This is a genomic window from Anoxybacillus sp. EFIL (genome assembly GCF_013096955.1).
In the GTDB taxonomy this organism is placed as follows: domain Bacteria; phylum Bacillota; class Bacilli; order Bacillales; family Anoxybacillaceae; genus Anoxybacillus; species Anoxybacillus ayderensis.
This window is the reverse complement of sequence record NZ_SDLH01000001.1, coordinates 317,830-336,138: the sequence shown is the minus strand read 5'-3', so window position 1 is coordinate 336,138 and position 18,309 is coordinate 317,830. Positions and strand designations below refer to the sequence as shown.

The following is an 18,309-nucleotide window of genomic DNA, read 5'->3' as shown; positions in this document are numbered from 1 at the left end:
GGAGTAAGTATGGCAGTGATTAAAGTGCGCAATACAGGAGAAGTGATTGAAGGAAAGGAAAACGTCGCTGCGTTTTTAAATAAGCAAGGTGTGTTGTACGAACATTGGGATGCAAGTAAACTTCCAACGCATCTTCAAAACAAATTTGTATTAACAGACGAAGAAAAAGCGGACATTTTAGCCGCGTTTCAATCGGAAATTGAACATTTAGCGAAGCGAAGAGGCTATCAAGCGTGGGACGTTGTCGCTCTCTGTGAGCAAACGCCAAATTTAGAAGAGCTATTGAAAAAATTTGAACAAGTGCATACGCACACGGAAGATGAAGTGCGTGCAATCGTCGCGGGGCACGGCATTTTCGTCATTAAAGGAGACGAAAACACAGGATATTTTGACGTACAACTCGAAGCAGGAGACGTCATTTCTGTGCCAGAAGGAAATCCGCATTTCTTTACATTAATGGACGATCGTCAAGTCGTTGCCGTTCGGTTATTTATCGATCCATCCGGTTGGGTTGCTCATCCATATGAAGAAAAAGAAGGGGAATAACGCCCCTTCTATTTTTTTGTAAACAATATGACGCCTGCAATGGTGACGAATGAACCGATCCATTGTGGTGGCGTTAACGTTTCTCCAAGAAGTATGTATGCAAACAAGGCAGTAAAAAGCGGATTAAAATTTAAAAACATGCCCGCTGTCGTCGCACCAACTCGTTTGACGCCGACGTTCCAAAGAAACATCGCGAGCACCGTCGCCCCAACGCTCGTATATAAAAGCGCAAGCGAAAAGGAGACGTTCACATCATGAACGGAAAAAGAAGAAAGAAACGGCAGCAATCCGATGACGCCAAATACGCCAGACCAAAACGTCGCCGCAAGCGGAGAGTACGATGTCATCACCGCTTTGGCGCAGGCTGAATAAACGCCCCAAATGATGACCGCTCCGATCATCCATACATCGCCGATGTTTACATCCGCTAGACGATGCAGTTGCCCGTGCGTCATGACGATGAGCACACCGATGAGCGAAACGATCATCGCCACCCATTGCCGAAGCGTCAGTTTGTCACGATAGACGACGTATGCAACGAGCGCAATCGCCATCGGGTTTAGCGTTGAAATTAAACCGACATGATCCGCTGATGTATAGCGAAGCGCTTGAAACATAAATACGTTAAACAACACGACGCCCGACATCCCCATCGCAATCAAAGGAACGATGCCGCGCGTTTGAAGACGGACGGATCGTTCTTTTTTTAACACGATCGGAAATAAAAAAAGGACGGCGATCGTCCAGCGAATAAACGTCAGCGTGAGCGGGGAGGCGTGGGCGACAAGCAATTTGCTTGCGACAAAGTTTCCTCCCCATAATGCGCTTGTCAATAAAAGAAGCATATAATATTTCGACATGTAGATCATCCTTTAAAATGTTTCAATTAAAAATACCATCACTAATAGTCCGATAATAAAAGAATACGTTGACGATTGTTCATTCCCATCGCCATGGCTTTCAGGAATTAATTCTTTATAAATAATAAACAACATCGCTCCAGCAGCAAACGCTAATCCGTACGGGACGAGCGCATCGACGATCGACGTTAAATAAAAGCCGATGACGGAAGCGACAAGTTCAATCAGTCCTGTCCCTGTTGCCATCAAAAACGCTTTTCCTTTTGAAATTTGTTGATTAAATAAAAAAAGCGCAACGAGCAATCCTTCAGGCGCGTTTTGGAAGCCGATCGCAAGCGCAATTAAATCACCCATATGGTTTTGTTCGCCGGAAGCGTAACTCACGCCGACAGATAGTCCTTCTGGGATGTTGTGAAGCGTAATCGCCGCAAGCACAAGCAACGCTTTTTGGTCAATTTTTATGCCGCTTTCGGTATGCGCTAAGTCGATGTGCGGCACCATTTTTTCAAGAAACGTTAACGCGAGCACACCGACGCACAATCCAACCGTTAAGGCAAGAAACGTTCCGGAAGAAAGCGCTTCTGGAATGAGTCCAAGCATGGATGCCGCCATCATAACACCAGCCGTAAAAGCGAGCAACATGTCGCGCCATTTGTGTGTTAACGAGCGCGACAAAAATAAAATCGGGACAGCGCCAGCTCCTGTGGCAAGTGCAGATAGCGTGCTTCCGATCAGCATGTCAACCATAATCACCCTCCTAACGGAAAACGAACGGTAATCGTCGTTCCTTTCTTTTCTATACTATGAATGTCAATCGTCCCTTCGTGCATGTCTATAATGCGTTTACATATGACGAGCCCAAGCCCTGTGCCTGTTTGTTTAGATGTGACAAACGGTTGGAATAGCTTGTCGCTCACATGTTTCGGAATGCCGCAACCTGTATCTTTGACGCGCAATATGCCGAAGCTTCCTTGTTTTTCAAGAGAAATCGTTAGCTCGCCACCGTGCGGCATCGCTTCTATCGCATTTTTTGCTAAATTTAAGACGACTTGTTTTAAATGGTCTTTCGAACAACGAATCGGAAGCGGTACATCGGCGCGTTGAAACGAATAAATAACATTATGTAAGTGTGCTTGCGACTCGATCATCGGGTGAATGCTTTGGACGATATGATTTAAATCGCACATTTCAAGCTTTTGTGCCGTCGGTTTGCCGAGAATTAAAAATTCATTGACGATATCGTTAATGCGTGTGATTTCGTTTTGAATGACCGAAAAATAAAGTTGCGATTCGTTATCTTTATGTTTTTCACTTAATAGTTGAATAAACCCTTTAATGCCCGCAAGCGGGTTGCGAATTTCGTGTGCCGTGCTTGCGGCTAGCGTACCGATTAACTCAAGCTTTTGCGCTTCCGTTTCCATTCGTTCGACGATCGTTTGCCGTTTTAATAGCGAATATTGAATGAACAACCAAATAATATGGATGATCACAATAAGCGACAAGATATAAGGAAGGGAAGCTTGTATATTTTGTTTCATATTTACGCGCGGCACGTTCGCTTCAATCGTCCACGGTGCGTGATTTAAATGGACGCTTACTTTTTGTTGTGATGCTTGACGTTTGTTTGTCGCAAGAAGAAGCGTTCCGTGTTCATCGTATAAGCGAAAGGATGCGTTTGGATCAATGATTTTCATGCGATGTTTCATGTACGCTGTGCGCAATTTTGCAACGAGAAAGCCAGCCGTTTGATTTGTTTGTTCATCGATAATTGGCGTGACGATCGTCGTCGTCTGATGGGTATCGATCATCGTTTGTTTCGTTATTTTTGCTATGTACATCGTTGAACTTGTCATGTCGGAAACGAACGAGATGCGTTCAAAGCGAACGTCTTGTTTTTGCATTTGTTGCAATATGTCGTTTATTTCTTCCTTTTTTAATGTCGCGATATGTTTGCTCAGGACGATCGCTAACGTTTCTAGCCGAGCCGTCGTCTCCGCAAGAAAACGGTCAAGGTCATTTTTATGTATATTCGCAAACGTTCGCGTTTCTTCAAGCAGTTGTTGTTGCTGCTGTTCGTCTTGCCAAAGCACAATCCATGCGCTCCCAACAAAGCACGGCAAAATAACAAGCGAGACGTACAACAACCACCGTCTCATTTTCTCTCTCCCCATATGTACTCCCTCGACAAAACGAAATTCAAGGAATATTATAACATAAACATGTGAAAAAAGGCTGAAAAAATCATTAGTGTAAGAAGGGGATTTTTGCTCGGGCAGGAAGGACGAAAACGAATGATGTCGAAATATGTTCTGTAAATGATAGAGGACGAAAAATAAAAAAGACCAAGGGAGTTACCTTAGTCATTAGTGTAAAAACAATTTGCAAAAAAAAAAATGATAAGATGGTTGAAAAGTTGAAAACAATAAGAAATTCTAGAGGTGAGCAAATTTGAGACGATTTACTTTTTTACTTATTATCATTTTATATTTAATCCCTAGTGTCAATGTTCATGCTTATGAACTGTTGGGAGGAAAATATAGAAGTCCAAACTCGTTAAAATATTGGATCGACTCATCGGTTATTCATGCCGGTTATGAAGCACGGGCAGCTTACGGATCAGAAGCGTTTGATAGTTCACCTTTAATTGGTACGACTAGGACATATGATGCTTCCCAAGCTAACTATAAATGGTGGGCTAGTACGAAAGATATGGGTTCCGTTGTCGCTGATTGTATTAACTATAACGTAAATTGGTTAGGACAAGTGACTGCTTGCTGGGATTGTACATATGATAAGTCTCAGTTAAGGATTTATTTGCCGGGTTTTCAAAAGTTATCTTGGGTACAAACGAGGGAAACGACAGCACATGAGATAGGTCATGCTCTGGGACTAGATCATGAGAATGATGTTCGTGCTATCATGCTTTCGGAAGGTTTCTTAAATGACGAGTACCCACAGAGTGATGATTGGAACGGAATAAATGCTATCTATTAGAGGGAAGGAAATGATCTAATGAAAAAAGATGTTCTTCTTTTTTTTACTATTTTGTTTTTAGCTGCTTGTAATCATACGACATCTGAACTAAGCAATGCACATACAAAATATGTTCATAGTGAATCAAAAATTATAGATCAGTATGATTATTTAGAAGAAATGGAGAATGATAGTGAAGTCATTTTAATCGGTACGAAGAAAAGTGGGGAGAGTCATTTTGATAAAGATGGCGATATGGTAACGGGCTTTTACACAATAAGTGACGTCGAGATCAAAAAAGTGTTCAAAAATGAAAAAGGATATAAGTTAGATAGGGGTAATGTTATCAAAGTTATGGAGAATGGAGCATTTGATAAAGAAACGAATACAATGTACGGTTCAGCAGGGTATCAATTGATGAAAAATGATAAGAGTTATCTTTTGTTTTTAAGAAAAAGCACTACACATGATGAGTATACAATCAAAGGGGTTTATTATGGGAAAGTTCCATTAGATAGTAATCAAATTGAGTATGATGGTCATTTGAACAGTAGCAAGCAAGCAAATAATAAACAGATCGAAAAATTAAATCAAATGTTTGAAAAAGCAAGAAAAAAATACAAAGAATAAAGATGAGAAAATGAGAAGATGTGTCCCCCGCCGAAATGACGGGGGATTTGTTATGCTGACTGTTTTTGTTTGTTCGTTTCGCCGTTTTGTTGTTTAACAACAAGTGGATAAAAAAGCAAGCTGCTTGCCAGCAAGGCGATGCCGAGTAAAAATGTTTTCATATCGGCCGTTCCTGCTTTCACAAGCCAAATGGAATAAATGGTCGCAAGCACGGCGATCGTTCCGTCTGTCATTCGTTCTTGCATCGTACGATACGTCTCTCCTGTCCAAACGAGCTTCAATTGGAAGACGGATGCGATGACGTACGGAACGAGATACGATAATGTCGCAATGTAAATGACGAAATCGAACGCTGCCGCCATCGAGTTTGAAATCGTTGAAAAAATGAATAGTTGCGCAATCATATTCGAGACGATTAAAGAAAAGCGCGGCATTCCGTTTTTATTTTCTTGCAAAAAGGTGCGCATAAACAATCCTTGTTTTGCAGCTTGGTACGGCACTTCTGCACTTAAAAAAATCCAGCCGAGCGTCGAACCGATTAAGCTAATTAAACCGAGCGCTGCAAGCAGTTGCGATCCGATCGGTCCTAACACTGTTCCGATCGCATCGACGAGCGGTTTTTCTGACTGCATGAGCACCTCTTGTTTTAACAATCCCATCACGAGCACGCTAATGCCGATGTAAATCGCTAAGGCGATAAATAAACCGACAATTGTCGCGCGTTTCACATCGCTTTGTTTGCGCGCGCGCGAAGCGAAGACGATCGCTGATTCAATGCCGATGAACGCCCAAAGCGTGCTTAATGCGACGTTGTTGATTTGTGAAAGAAGCCCGAGCGTATGACCTGCTTCATCGTAACGCGGAGCAACAAACGGTTGGATATAGCTTTTTTCAAAGGCGAACAGCCCGATGACGATAAATAAGAAAAAGCCAAGCACTTTCGTTGCGGTGGCAACAAAGTTTAATTTTCCAGCGTTTTCTGCTCCTTGTAAAATAATTGTATGCATCATCCATAAAAGCGCCGTACAAACGAGAAACGTCAGCAAATTGCCGAGCTTTAACGTCAATGAACCGGCGGAAAAGACGACATGTCCGCTCGTTAAAATAGGGAAAAACGTTGATAAGTAACTAGCAAACGTCGTAATAATGGCGACGTTTCCAGCGACGTTGCCGATCCAATATCCCCAAGATGACATAAAACCGGATAAGATCGACGCATTTGAACCTTTCGGAAACAGCTCTTTCGCATAAATTTGCGGTCCGCCGTTTAATTCTGGTTTTCGAATCGCTAAATTACCAAAAATAATCGCAATCATTAACACCCCAGCCCCCGTCAACAGCCATCCGAGCAATACGCCAGCCGGGCTTGCGGCTTCCGCAAGCGAACGAGGAAGCATAAAAATACCAGATCCGACCATGTTACCGACAACAAGCGCGGTCAATACCCAAAAGCCGAGTTTTTGTTGTTTCATGTTTTTCATCCTTTCGTTCATAAAATATACGGTGCGTACGGTAGAGCGCTGTTGTCGTGCACTTTTTTCAAATAAAAAAGTGCACCCTAAGTTTTCAACGGGTGCACAATATATGACACATCCGCATCAAACTTAAGATCGATAGCTCTCCACCGCATGTGCGATGACAGTCCTGCACCTATTCGGCAACAGGCCCAGCTTATAGCGCCAGAGCACGCTATAAACTTCGGCGACAAATCCTTTCATCTCACTTCAGCGACGTCTCTGCGTCTCCATGAAACTACTATTATTTGCCGCGACCTCTATCTCATCTTAGTTGACGAGAAAGATTTCATATGCAATTGACGTTACTATCGTACAAAAATCTTTTTATTTCGTCAATGAAAAATTTTGAAGCATGCATTTGAAAACGAATATGAACATGATGAGCAATTTGTGCGCGCCGTTTTTCAAAACCGATATGAATTTGTCAAAACGTATTTGCCCGCGATTCGTGTATTATGGCAAGAAATGGCGTTTCACGATGACATTAAAGCGCAGTTTCAAACGATTTTTATCAATCATGTGTACGAAAAGTTTAAACAAATTGTCGAGCATTTTCAACAAAAAGGGGAGCTTGCTCCACTTCCGCCAGAGACGATTATTCGTTTGACGATTACGACAATTGCGGGGTTTTTACTCACTCGCTTTCTCGTCATGCCCGACTATCCGTGGGATGATGAACGAGAGATAGAGCGGACGATTCAGTTTTTGATGAATGGGTTAAAGCGACCATGATAGGTTATCTTCCTATCATGTTTTTTTTTTATTTTTTTAAAAAAGGTCTTGAAAGTCAAAAAAGGTCAAATTATAATAAAGACAGAAAGGTCAAATATAGTCAAAGTCAAAAAGGAGGTTGGTGCCTATGATGTGCCAAGTATGTAAACAAAATGAAGCAAACATCTTTTTACATGTGCAAGTAAACAACGAAAAACAACAATTGCATCTTTGCGAGGCGTGCTATGCAAAACAAAAACAACAATTAAAAGTGCCAGCAGGATTCCACTTCGATCGTTTCGATCAATTGTTCTCCGACTTCTTCGCACCGCTTGCTGAACAAACTGTTTCCCACGCCCAACAACAAGAACAACAACCGAAACGAAACGGATTGCTTGACCAATTCGGTCGCAACTTAACGCAATTAGCGAAAGCAGGATTGATCGATCCTGTCATCGGACGCGATAAAGAAATTGAACGCGTCATTGAAATTTTAAATCGGCGCAATAAAAACAATCCGGTGTTAATCGGTGAACCGGGCGTTGGTAAAACGGCGATCGTCGAAGGATTAGCGCTTAAAATCGTCGAAGGATCTGTTCCAACAAAATTATTAAACAAAGAAGTGTACGTGCTCGATGTCGCTTCCTTAGTCGCAAACACAGGCATTCGCGGTCAATTTGAAGAGCGAATGAAACAACTCATTGCTGAATTACAGCAACGGAAAAATGTCATTTTATTCATCGATGAAATTCATTTACTTGTCGGTGCCGGATCGGCAGAAGGTTCGATGGACGCAAGCAACATATTAAAACCGACGCTTGCTCGCGGAGAATTGCAAATCATCGGCGCAACAACGTTAAAAGAATATCGTCAAATTGAAAAAGATGCAGCGCTTGAACGTCGCTTCCAACCGGTCATCGTTCATGAACCGACAATTGAACAAGCGATCGATATTTTAAAAGGCATTCAGCCAAAATACGAACAATTCCATCAAGTAAAATATACAGATGAAGCGATTCATGCATGCGTCACATTGTCGCATCGCTACATTCAAGATCGCTTCCTTCCTGATAAAGCGATTGACTTGTTAGACGAAGCGGGTTCAAAAGTAAGCTTAAAAGCGACACCGACAAATAAAGAAGCAATCGAACAACGTCTCGAACAATTAAGAAAAGAAAAAGAAAAAGCAGCGCAAGAAGAAAATTACGAACTCGCTGCCAAATTGCGCACAGAAGAATTGCAGCTTGAAAAACAATTAAAACAAAACGGACAAGCTGAGCCACCTGTTGTAGACGTCATGCACATTCAACAAATCATTGAAGAAAAAACAGGCATCCCAGTCGGCAAACTACAAGACGATGAACAAGCAAAAATGAAACATTTAGAAGAAAACTTAGCGAAAAAAGTCATCGGTCAAGAAGAAGCGGTGAAAAAAATCGCTAAAGCGATTCGCAGAAGTCGCGCCGGCTTAAAAGCGAAGAACCGTCCGATCGGTTCGTTCTTATTCGTCGGTCCGACTGGCGTCGGTAAAACAGAATTGTCGAAGACGCTCTCCGAACAATTGTTCGGTTCTAAAGATGCGATGATTCGCTTAGACATGAGCGAATATATGGAAAAACATGCAGTCGCCAAACTCATCGGTGCACCTCCTGGCTACGTTGGTCATGAAGAAGCCGGTCAATTAACGGAAAAAGTGCGCCGCAATCCTTACAGCATCATTTTGCTTGATGAAATGGAAAAAGCGCATCCGGACGTACAACATATGTTTTTGCAAATTTTAGAAGACGGTCGTTTAACAGATAGCCAAGGTCGTACCGTCAGCTTTAAAGATACAGTCATCATTATGACATCAAATGCAGGGACGAATGTCGAAGGCGACTTGCTCCAACGTCTCGGCCTATACTTTAAACCGGAATTTTTAAACCGTCTCGATGCGATCATCGAATTTAAACCGCTTGAAAAAGCGCACATGTTGCAAATTGTTGATCTCATGTTCGCTGAATTGCAACGCACGCTTTCTGAACAGCATGTAGCTGTTACAATGAGCGACAAAGCGAAAGAAAAATTAGCTGAACTTGGTTATCATCCGACATTTGGCGCCCGTCCACTCCGCCGCGTCATACAAGAACATGTCGAAGACCAAATTGCTGACGTGTTGCTTGATGAAGAACATGTACGTACGATCCACATTGATGTAGAAAACGATCGCATCGTTGTGAAACATGAAAGAGATGAATAAAACAAGAAGAAGGTGTCCCGAAAATCATGGGGACACCTTGTCTCTTATCAACTATGCACAAGCTTAGAATAAGTTTTGTTCATTCGTATATTGTTGAAGTAAAGCAGTCTTTGTTTTTTGAAATAAAAGTCAAGTAATCTTTCCTTTTAGTTGTATTGCCTTGCCTTTTTTCTTAGATGGATAAGTCCATTGAAAAGAAGTCCCCATCTGTCCTTCTACATTTTGTAATATATTCGCAATATAAACATCTATTTTTTCCATCTCAAGTGTTTTTGTATCATTTTTGAAGACAATGATATAATTTGCCCAGTGAATCTTTGGATCCCCGTATCCACCAATACCGGCATAAGCCCATTCTGCTAATTTTTTATTTAGAATAGGCAGTTCTTTCTCCATTACTTTATAAAGAGCATCATATCGTTTTTTCAGTTCGGTAAAGCCTCCGACTTCTTGTAACTTTAGGAAAGCTTCTTGTAATTTTTTATCTTTTATATCTAACACCTCTATAAAACTTTCTGCTGTGTACTCATGGATTGAAACATACTTCGCACTTGAGCGTTTGCAACTAAATGTGAACATTTCTTCCGAGCGTCTATCTGTCGTAATGGTAAGTAGAATATCTGTTTTTGGTTGTCCACCTGTTTCGAGTCTAGGAATTTTATCAGTTGCCTCTATTTTCAGTATTTTCTCATTTCTTGATAAGCCTATTAAACTCATGATTTGTTGAAATGTTGGATAAAAATAACCATCTTCTGTTGAACTTGATTGATTCCATTTTTTTATGTTTGAAGAGTGGTTTAGTATAGATACTAGTCGCTTTTCAAAATTTTTTCCTTCCGTTGCTTTTCTTTTTCCAATGTTTTCATTTTCCAAACTTTTTGATTCTAAGCATTGTTCAAGCTCACTTAAACTTAAAACATCATCAATAGCTGTATACATTTTTTTCTCTCTAATTTTTTTTTTGATAACTTAGCGCTTGATTTTTGTTGTAATGATCAAGCCCTTCAGGAAAAACTAAATATACTTTGCTCACATGTTGGTTAATTTTCTTAATATGGTAAGAATCCCATTGAATTTGTTTTGCACGATCTGTTCGAATGGTTGACGTAGTATGTATTCCCCAAACTTCGCCATCACGGAAGGTGATAAGATGGTCTAATTTAAATTGTTTTTCATCAAAATTGGGATAACCCGTTTTATAAGGTGATATATTTTCAGCAATATGTCCTTCCCGAGTGTATGTCTCGATTAGTGACTGAAGATTTTTTTTGTTTTTTTCACCATGTTCTTGTTTTCGGCGATTTTCTTGTGCCAAGTCTCGTCACTCCCCATACAGATTGTTCTGTATTTTACCTTACCACAAATTTACTTACAAAAAAAGAGCAGGAACTTGTCCTACTCTTTTAACATATATATTCAATATTGTTGTTTATTTGGTGATAGATCGTGTTTAACGTATTTACTACTTCTTGTCCTAATGCATAAGCTAGTAGCGGAGGAATAGCATCGCCGATCTGTTCGTATCGGTCTTGTTCCGGATCGGAATGAAACTTTACAAAAGGACCTTCGAAAATATACCAATCAGGAAAACTTTGAAGTCTTGCAGCTTCTCTCGGAGTTAATCCTCGATGCTGAACTGGGTGTATCATTTCATCTAAACAATGGGATGTGACTGTAAAACTTGGGGTATCTTCCCTTAATCTCCTGTTTCTCGCGCCATATAACTTGTTCGGAAAAAGTTCTCGTCGTAAGTCTTCTCTGTTTTCTGAAATTAAACGTTCAGCAGCAGTTCTCATATTTTCACCTTGGTGTATAAGCTCCATACGTTTAACCATTTTCTCACGATGATTTACTGCTTTGTGTGAAGTTAATGAGTTCTGATGAAATGCTAGGTGCTTTGGAACACTTAGTGTAACTCCACGCATTTTAAGTAAAAAATCACGTCTTTGCTCGCTAAGTGCGTGATCTGAAAAATTGAATGTATACTCTGTTACTTCTTCACCTGGACGAACTTCAGGTAAGTCTAATAAAGCATCTCCTACAGTAACATAAGGAAACATTCGATTAGGTCCGTGAGTTGGGAGTGGGTATCGAAAAGTTGCATTGTAGTTGCGATTAATCCCAACTAAAAAAATGCGTTCTCGATTTTGAGGGACACCGTAATGGCTTGCTGTTAGAAGAATTTGATGGGGATCACGGCTAGCTAAACAAAAGGACGTATCATAAGCAGTTGATTCAAATTCATCGCAAATATTTTTGAATACAGACTTACCATTTGAGCGTTTTGATAATAGTCCTTTTACATTCTCAAAAAGAACCATCTTACTTTTCACATGGCGAGCGATACGCAAAATGTTTAAAAACAAATCGTCTCGTTCATCTCCATCTTCCCTCTTCCCAGCCATAGAAAAACTTTCACACGGAGCCCCTCCTGTTACAATATCTACCGAATCCACACCAAAACGTTGTTTGAGAATTTTTGAAATAAGGTTATTGGAAACTTTATTAATGTCCCCATAGATGAGAAGGGTGCGTTCACTTTTTCTAAAAAACTTCTCTGGATTTTCCATTGTACCAGATAGGAAACTTTCTAAATCAAAAATTTCAGCATCGTGGGAAGCACTATACGTTTGAACTGTCCAATAACTCATTTCAACTGCAATTAAAGGTTTTATTCCACTCCACATAAAACCGGTTGCTAATCCGCCAGGTCCTGCAAATAAATCGATACTTGTATACATACAACCTCCTCCATTTATTAAAATTCTCATCAAATTCATTTTAACAAATATGACTGAAAAAATCTTTATTTTTTATTCGAAACGTTGAGCGATTGTATTATATGGCATGATAAATAAAAACTGCCGCAATGGGCAGTTATAAAAGTTTCGTCAATTTATCCGTAATTTTCACCATATGTTGTTGTACTTGATGAAGTTCGTCGATCGCTTCGGCGCTATCGTTTATTTTTTCCGCCACTTCTTGAAGCATATGAACCATCTCTAACACCGAGTTTGTAATATGATTCAGCTGTTCGGAAATATCTTCGGCGGAATGTTTGCTTTTTTCTGCCATTTTGCGTACTTCTTCTGCGACGATCGCAAAGCCACGTCCGTGTTCGCCAGCGCGAGCCGCTTCGATAGCGGCGTTTAATCCGAGCAAATTCGATTGCATCGCGATGTCTTTCACGAACGAAATGACGCCTTGAATTTCTTCTGTGCTTTTGCTTACTTTTTCCGCTTTTTCACTCAACTGTTTCACGTGATTGTTGATTAAGCGCGCCGTTTGTTGAATATCGCTCGTGCTCGCGTTCATTTCTTCAAGTAAACTAGCAAACTCTTCATTTAACGTCTGTTGCCGGTCGGTGACATCGGTGGCGATTTTAAAAACCGCTTGCAATTGCCCTTGTTCGTCTAACACCGGAGTATAGAGCGCTTCTAGCCATATATGTTTGCCGTGTCGGGTGACGCGTTGCACCGTGCCGTAAAACGGCTGTTTGTTTTTTAGGCGATTCCAAAATTGTGTATACTCGTAGCTGTTTGCGTATTCTGGAAGGCAAAATTGACGGTGGGATAAACCGAGCAATTGTTGCTCCGTGTAGCCCATCGCTTGAAGAAATACATCGTTTGCCCATAATACTGTTGTATCTGGGCGAAATAAAATCATCGCAAATGAGTGGCACATCGATTCAAATACGCGCTCTAAATCGAGCGGAATCGTATGTAACTTCATGTCATCCCTCCTAAACATATGATAGATCTATTGTACTATGATTCATCATATAACGGCAATTGAACGTACACAGTCGTTCCTTTTCCTTGTTCGCTTTCAAAGCGAATTGATCCGCCGTGTAGTTTTACAATTTGCTTGACGATCGCAATGCCGAGACCTGTGCCGCCATGTTCGCGCGAGCGGGAGCGGTCGGTTCGGAAAAATCGTTCGCCTAATCGTTCGATGTCTTGTTTCGACATTCCTTGTCCCGAATCGGAAATGACGAGCTCGCACATCGGATGTTTGTTTACGGTACATAACGATATGTTGCCGCCAGAAGGGGTGTAGCGCAACGCATTATCAAGCAAGTTTTGCAACACTTGTTCGATGCGATCGGGATCGCCATCGACGACTAAGTCATGATCGACATCGAGGGAAAGGTGAATGCGTTTTTCTTGTAAAAGCGGCTCGTATTTTTCAATCGTTTCTTCGATAAGCTGTGCGATTGAAAACGGAGTGCGCACGAGCGGATATGTGCCTTCTAGTTGCGCCAAATCGAGCAAATCGCGCACAAGACGTTGCATGCGGCTCGCTTCGCGGTGAATGAGTTTCATATATTTTTTTTGTTGTTGTTCGTCTTTTACCACGCCGTCTAATAACGCTTCGCTATATCCTTTCACATAGCTTAACGGCGTGCGCAATTCGTGGGAAACGTTCGCTAAAAATTCTTTTTTTCGTTCATCTTCTTTGGCGAGCGCATGCGCCATTTGATTGAACGCCTTCGCTAATTGTCCGATTTCATCTTCCGTTTCGACATTCACGTGGACAGAAAAATCGCCTTGTGAGACGCGATAGGCCGCTTGTTGCATATGTTGCAACGGTTTTGTGAAATGCATCGCAATTTTTCGTCCGACAAATACCGTAATGAATAAAAAAAGGCTGCCGCCGATCATGACGAACGTTTGAATGCGCTCGAGCACATCTTCAATAGATGCGAGCGGAACGTACAAATATAAAATGCCCATGAGGCGATGTTCGTCTAATAGCGGAATGATGATGCCGACAATTTGACGGTCAAACGTTTGTTCATATCCTTTTTTCGTCACTGTTTTCCCGGCAAGTAGTTGTTGCCGTTCCGCTTCGCTAATAATGGAGTGATGATCGACTTCAAACGGCAAGCATGCGCTTAATTCACGCGGATTGTTGACGAGCACAATTTCTGTATCGGATATGTCATTGATGAAGGAAACGGTGTCGCGAAACGAGTCTGTCAGCGCACCACCTTCATATTTTGCGGCGATGTTCATTCCTTCTTGCAATAAACGTTGTTCGACGTTTGAAATATAAATGTTTTCATATATATAAACGGCAACCGTATATAAAAGCAACACCGCCAGCACTAAAAAAGCGCTAATCGTCAGCCAAAGCTTTTGTTGTAGAGAAAGAGAATTAAACCGTTTCATCAAATTTATATCCCACTCCCCATACCGTTTGGATGAGTTGCCCTGCTTCGCCTAATTTAATGCGCAACGTTTTAATATGTGTATCGACCGTGCGCGTGCTGCCGACGTAATGAATGCCCCAGACGCGATCTAACAGCTGTTCACGCGTAAATACTTGACCGCGATGTTTTAAAAACAAGACGAGCAATTCGAATTCTTTTAACGTTAACAAAACAGGTTTTCCGTTGACCGTGACTTTTCGCGCTTTTTCATCGACAACGATCGGACCTGCTTCATATTGCGGAGTTGCATCAGCCCCTTTCGTTCGTCGAAGTACAGCATGAACGCGCGCCACGACTTCATTCGGGCTAAACGGTTTTACGATGTAGTCGTCTGCGCCAATTTTCAGCCCATATACACGATCCCATTCATCGCTTCGTGCCGTTAAAAAAATGATCGGCACTTGCGAACGTTCGCGCACGTGCATGCAAAAACGATAGCCGTCGAGTTTCGGCATCATAATATCAAGTAAAATTAAATCGACATGTCTTCGTCCGAATTGTGCAAGCCCTGCTTCGCCATCGTCCGCTTCGATGCACGTAAATCCTTCTGGCTCTAAATATAGGCGAAGTAGCTCGCGCATCTCTTTTTCATCGTCAATAATTAAAATCGTTGCCACGTTTATTCCCCCTTCGCATCACGGAAAAAGATGTAAAACGGTCCGTGTCCAACAGAAACAGTATTTGTTTGCTTGAATGTTTTTTCATCAACAAAAAGTAGTTCGTTGCTGTCGTAGCTTGCGATGACGAGATCGTTTTTCGCCTTTGTCATCGCAAACGGATTGGCGCCAATATTCAGCTCGCGAATCAATCGTTTTGTGTTCCGATCAAATGCGTATAACATGTTCGATCCGTGACAAAGAACGTATATTGCTTCGTTCGTTTGGGCGAATTGAATCGGCATCGTTTCTGCTTTTACACGTGTGATGAGACGCCCATCGACAAGCGAATGGACGTATGCTTCTTGTTGAATCGTTGCTCCGCTGCCATGCCCGCCGACCCATAGTTCATTCGTTTCAGGAACGACGAAGCCGCTGACGGCGGAATCGAGCGTATCGACCGTTCGTGTCACTCGTTTTGTCGTCTTGTCAATAAACGAAATCGCGCCATTTTTAAAATGAATAATAATCCATTGGTCATGCTTATCGTCTTCTATTACTGAAAAAGGGGACGGCGGAGTTGCGATCACATCTTTCACTTTTCCATCAAACGTCATGATTGACACCGTTCCTTTTTTTTCGTTGACGACGAGCAAGTCACGCTCAGTGACGAGCACATCCGTGACCCCTTTTTCAACGCTCCATCGCTTCGCTTCTCTTCCCGTCGATAACGTATAGGCGATCATTTCATCCATGTCTTGTCCGAATAAAACGATCGTATCGCCGTCCGGAAGAAGCGCTACTTTTGTGATCGGTTTTTTCACTTGCCATGTTGTTATGACTTGTTTCGTGTTATAATCAATAAATGACAAGCTTTGTTCTTTTATATTCACGACGCCGATGACCGCCTCGTCCCGTTTGATCGGGGGGTACGTTTGTGAGGTGCAGCTCGTTAATAACATGACGATCATTAGCCAAAGAAAGAAACGAACTTGCATTGTACGAGTCCTCCATCGCGTTTTAATACTATTGTAGCAAATAGTTGTGAATATTTTGTGAAACTATTGTAACATGGAAGGGGATAAACATGAAAAAATGGTTGTTGTTGTTTTCGTTCGTTTTGCTTGTTGTCGCCGGTTGTGCGAACAAGGCGGAAGAAGAAGAGTTGGCGTATTTAGACGTCAAAATGGCGGTCGAAGAAAAGCTTCCGGCTAATCAAGAAGTCGAGCTCGCATGTTTAGTAACATATGGCGATGAAAAAGTAACGGATGCATCAGAAGTGAAATTTGAAGTATGGAAACATGGCACAGAAGACCGACAAATGATTGAAGGAAAACATGTCGGCGACGGAAAATATGTCGCGCGCTATACGTTCGCAGCGAAAGGAACGTATTCCGTTGTGGCGCATGTGACGGCAAAAAATATGCATAATATGCCAAAAATCGATGTAGTTGTAGAATAAACGGCGGAAAATATTCGCCGTTTTTTTTCATATATATAGAAAAAATGGACGAGTGGGGGAGAGCGTATGTGGATGAGGGCGGTTCAAATTGCGTTTGTATATGTCGGAACGGTCGTTGGGGCTGGATTTGCGACCGGAAAAGAAATTGTGCAATTTTTTACGCAATACGGTGCGATTGGGTTTGTAACCATTGCAGCAAGCGGGGGGCTATTTATTTTTTTCGGGACGCGTTTAATGATGATGGCCGCTAGGCTTCATGCCCGTTCATATGAGCAGTTGAATAGTTATTTGTTTGGGAAATTCGGTTTTCTCGTCAATTTATTTATGTTTATTGTGTTATTTAGCGTGACATCGGTCATGTTGTCAGGGGCGGGGGCGGTGTTTGAAGAACAGCTTCATATGCCGGCATACGTCGGCCTTGTGCTCACGATCATCCTTGCGTTTGTGACGATGTTATTTGGCTTAAACGGCATTTTAAGCGTCAATATGATTGTCGTGCCGATGATGGTGATATTTAGTTTATGTATTGCGATAATGAACGGAAGCGACGTCGTATGGACGAAGCCGTCGCTTGCTGCTTTTTTTTCTCCGTTTTCGTATGTGGCGTTTAATTTAGCGATGGCGCAAGTCGTTCTCGTTCCGCTTGCAACGGAAATAAAAGATGAAAAAACGATTCGTCTCGGTGGTTGGCTCGGCGGCATGTTGCTTATGTTTATTTTATTTAGCAGTCATGTTGCCCTTTCGTTGTTGCCACAGTTGTCATCTTACAGCATTCCGATGGCGGAAGTGGTGAAACGTTCGCTTGCTTCGTTTTACGGGTTATACGTCGCGATCATTTATGGAGAAATTTTCACCTCGTTTATTGCAGGGGTATTCGGATTGCATCGAAAACTGGCGCTTTTTTTTCGCCAGCCTTTCTTTGTTCTCGTTGCGCTTTTGCTGGCGATGTATGCGTTTAGTTTAGTCGGATATGATGCGCTTCTTACTGTATTGTATCCTTTATTTGGATATATGAGCATCATTTTTATTTTCTTGCTATTCTATCGAAAAATGCCTAGCTAGAAAAAAAGAAGTGTAGTACATTGAATGTGGGGAGGTGAATTCATGCGGAAAACGGTCATCGCAATGTTCGTTTTACTTGTTTTCTTTACGCTTGAAACGTTCCATCTCATTCAATGGTACAATGCAAATGTATGGGCGCTTATTGTTTTTTCTTTTGGACTTATCGTTCATATATATGTGTTTAAGCGCGGTGTACGTGAGCATGACGCATTTCTTTTATTGCCAGCAGCCATTGCGTTATGGATGGGAGTTTTTTCATTATTTTTGCTTCATGGTGGAACGATGTACGTGTTGGCGTTTACGATCGGTTTATTTGAGTGGTGGCTATTTAGCAAGGAACAGTGGCTAGAAACACCGCTTCTCTTTTGTTTCGGATGTAGCGTTGTAGCTGGTTTAGAAGAAGGACATATGCTTTTGGTGCTTTTTGTTTCAACGATCGGTATGGGAGCATACGCATATCACACAAAAAGGGAGCGAGCCAATGCACATTAGGCTCGC

General features: G+C 41.8%; 18 protein-coding genes, 1 pseudogene and 1 riboswitch. Of the genes and pseudogenes, 8 read left to right on the top strand and 11 right to left on the bottom strand.

What is annotated here, in order from left to right; all coding sequences use genetic code 11:
* Nucleotides 1–9: 9 nt before the first annotated feature.
* Nucleotides 10–546 (top strand): 1,2-dihydroxy-3-keto-5-methylthiopentene dioxygenase, encoded by a 537-nt coding sequence (locus ES017_RS01730; RefSeq protein ID WP_042895561.1) that lies wholly within the window; start codon nt 10–12, stop codon nt 544–546.
* An 8-nt stretch (nt 547–554) separates the two neighbouring features.
* Here ES017_RS01730 and ES017_RS01725 read toward each other — a convergent pair whose 3' ends face one another.
* Genes ES017_RS01725 through ES017_RS01715 form a run of 3 tightly spaced genes read right to left on the bottom strand, consistent with a single transcriptional unit; the run spans nt 555 to nt 3,577 of the window.
* A complete protein-coding gene (locus ES017_RS01725) occupies nt 555–1,406 on the bottom strand; it encodes a DMT family transporter (protein WP_021094921.1) in 852 nt (283 codons plus the stop codon).
* A 12-nt stretch (nt 1,407–1,418) separates the two neighbouring features.
* Entirely contained in the window at nt 1,419–2,153 is a 735-nt protein-coding gene (locus tag ES017_RS01720) for a ZIP family metal transporter (RefSeq protein WP_042895564.1), read from the bottom strand.
* Nucleotides 2,154–2,155: 2 nt separating this feature from the next.
* Nucleotides 2,156–3,577 carry an ATP-binding protein gene (locus ES017_RS01715; RefSeq protein WP_171334645.1) on the bottom strand — a complete coding sequence of 474 codons (1,422 nt, stop codon included), beginning with the start codon at nt 3,575–3,577 and terminating at the stop codon, nt 2,156–2,158.
* 277 nt (nt 3,578–3,854) lie between these two features.
* Between ES017_RS01715 and ES017_RS01710 the strand changes: the two genes are divergently transcribed.
* Together ES017_RS01710 and ES017_RS01705 are read left to right on the top strand one after the other, a co-directional pair.
* The gene (locus ES017_RS01710; protein ID WP_021094918.1) at nt 3,855–4,400 is read left to right on the top strand and encodes a matrixin family metalloprotease; all 546 of its coding nucleotides are present in this window, start codon (nt 3,855–3,857) and stop codon (nt 4,398–4,400) included.
* Between the two features lie 18 nt (nt 4,401–4,418).
* Entirely contained in the window at nt 4,419–5,009 is a 591-nt protein-coding gene (locus tag ES017_RS01705) for a hypothetical protein (protein ID WP_042536149.1), read from the top strand.
* 50 nt (nt 5,010–5,059) lie between these two features.
* Here ES017_RS01705 and ES017_RS01700 read toward each other — a convergent pair whose 3' ends face one another.
* A complete protein-coding gene (locus tag ES017_RS01700) occupies nt 5,060–6,481 on the bottom strand; it encodes an amino acid permease (RefSeq protein WP_021094916.1) in 1,422 nt (473 codons plus the stop codon).
* A gap of 134 nt (nt 6,482–6,615) precedes the next feature.
* Nucleotides 6,616–6,794: riboswitch (Lysine riboswitch) on the bottom strand.
* Nucleotides 6,795–6,865: 71 nt separating this feature from the next.
* On the opposite strand from ES017_RS01700, the pseudogene ES017_RS01695 reads away from it, so the two are divergent.
* Both ES017_RS01695 and ES017_RS01690 read left to right on the top strand, forming a co-directional pair.
* Nucleotides 6,866–7,258: pseudogene (locus tag ES017_RS01695) on the top strand (TetR/AcrR family transcriptional regulator); the annotation flags it as partial.
* Nucleotides 7,259–7,385: 127 nt separating this feature from the next.
* Complete coding sequence (locus ES017_RS01690) at nt 7,386–9,476, top strand: ATP-dependent Clp protease ATP-binding subunit (RefSeq protein WP_021094913.1); 2,091 nt, start codon at nt 7,386–7,388, stop codon at nt 9,474–9,476.
* A 129-nt stretch (nt 9,477–9,605) separates the two neighbouring features.
* Here ES017_RS01690 and ES017_RS01685 read toward each other — a convergent pair whose 3' ends face one another.
* From ES017_RS01685 to ES017_RS01655, 7 genes are all read right to left on the bottom strand, one after another.
* Nucleotides 9,606–10,415 (bottom strand): MspI family type II restriction endonuclease, encoded by an 810-nt coding sequence (locus ES017_RS01685; RefSeq protein ID WP_171334644.1) that lies wholly within the window; start codon nt 10,413–10,415, stop codon nt 9,606–9,608.
* Nucleotides 10,416–10,425: 10 nt separating this feature from the next.
* The gene (locus ES017_RS01680; protein ID WP_171334643.1) at nt 10,426–10,791 is read right to left on the bottom strand and encodes a hypothetical protein; all 366 of its coding nucleotides are present in this window, start codon (nt 10,789–10,791) and stop codon (nt 10,426–10,428) included.
* Between the two features lie 88 nt (nt 10,792–10,879).
* Entirely contained in the window at nt 10,880–12,217 is a 1,338-nt protein-coding gene (locus tag ES017_RS01675; protein ID WP_042536151.1) for a DNA cytosine methyltransferase, read from the bottom strand.
* Nucleotides 12,218–12,353: 136 nt separating this feature from the next.
* Nucleotides 12,354–13,208 carry a methyl-accepting chemotaxis protein gene (locus ES017_RS01670; protein WP_035064150.1) on the bottom strand — a complete coding sequence of 285 codons (855 nt, stop codon included), beginning with the start codon at nt 13,206–13,208 and terminating at the stop codon, nt 12,354–12,356.
* A 35-nt stretch (nt 13,209–13,243) separates the two neighbouring features.
* Nucleotides 13,244–14,650 carry a sensor histidine kinase gene (locus ES017_RS01665; protein WP_171334642.1) on the bottom strand — a complete coding sequence of 469 codons (1,407 nt, stop codon included), beginning with the start codon at nt 14,648–14,650 and terminating at the stop codon, nt 13,244–13,246.
* Nucleotides 14,637–15,308, bottom strand: coding sequence for a response regulator transcription factor (locus ES017_RS01660; RefSeq protein WP_021094908.1), 672 nt, complete (start codon nt 15,306–15,308; stop codon nt 14,637–14,639). The genes ES017_RS01665 and ES017_RS01660 overlap by 14 nt, the downstream gene beginning before the upstream one ends.
* Before the next feature lie 2 nt (nt 15,309–15,310).
* Entirely contained in the window at nt 15,311–16,285 is a 975-nt protein-coding gene (locus tag ES017_RS01655) for a YncE family protein (protein ID WP_171334641.1), read from the bottom strand.
* 89 nt (nt 16,286–16,374) lie between these two features.
* Between ES017_RS01655 and ES017_RS01650 the strand changes: the two genes are divergently transcribed.
* The 3 genes from ES017_RS01650 (at nt 16,375) to ES017_RS01640 (ending at nt 18,303) form a co-directional block, all read left to right on the top strand.
* Nucleotides 16,375–16,749 carry a FixH family protein gene (locus ES017_RS01650; RefSeq protein WP_171334640.1) on the top strand — a complete coding sequence of 125 codons (375 nt, stop codon included), beginning with the start codon at nt 16,375–16,377 and terminating at the stop codon, nt 16,747–16,749.
* 66 nt (nt 16,750–16,815) lie between these two features.
* On the top strand, nt 16,816–17,811 hold the full coding sequence (locus ES017_RS01645; RefSeq protein WP_021094905.1) for a YkvI family membrane protein: 996 nt from the start codon (nt 16,816–16,818) through the stop codon (nt 17,809–17,811).
* 42 nt (nt 17,812–17,853) lie between these two features.
* Nucleotides 17,854–18,303, top strand: a complete 450-nt coding sequence (locus tag ES017_RS01640) for a hypothetical protein (protein WP_021094904.1) — start codon at nt 17,854–17,856, stop codon at nt 18,301–18,303.
* Nucleotides 18,304–18,309 lie beyond the last annotated feature (6 nt).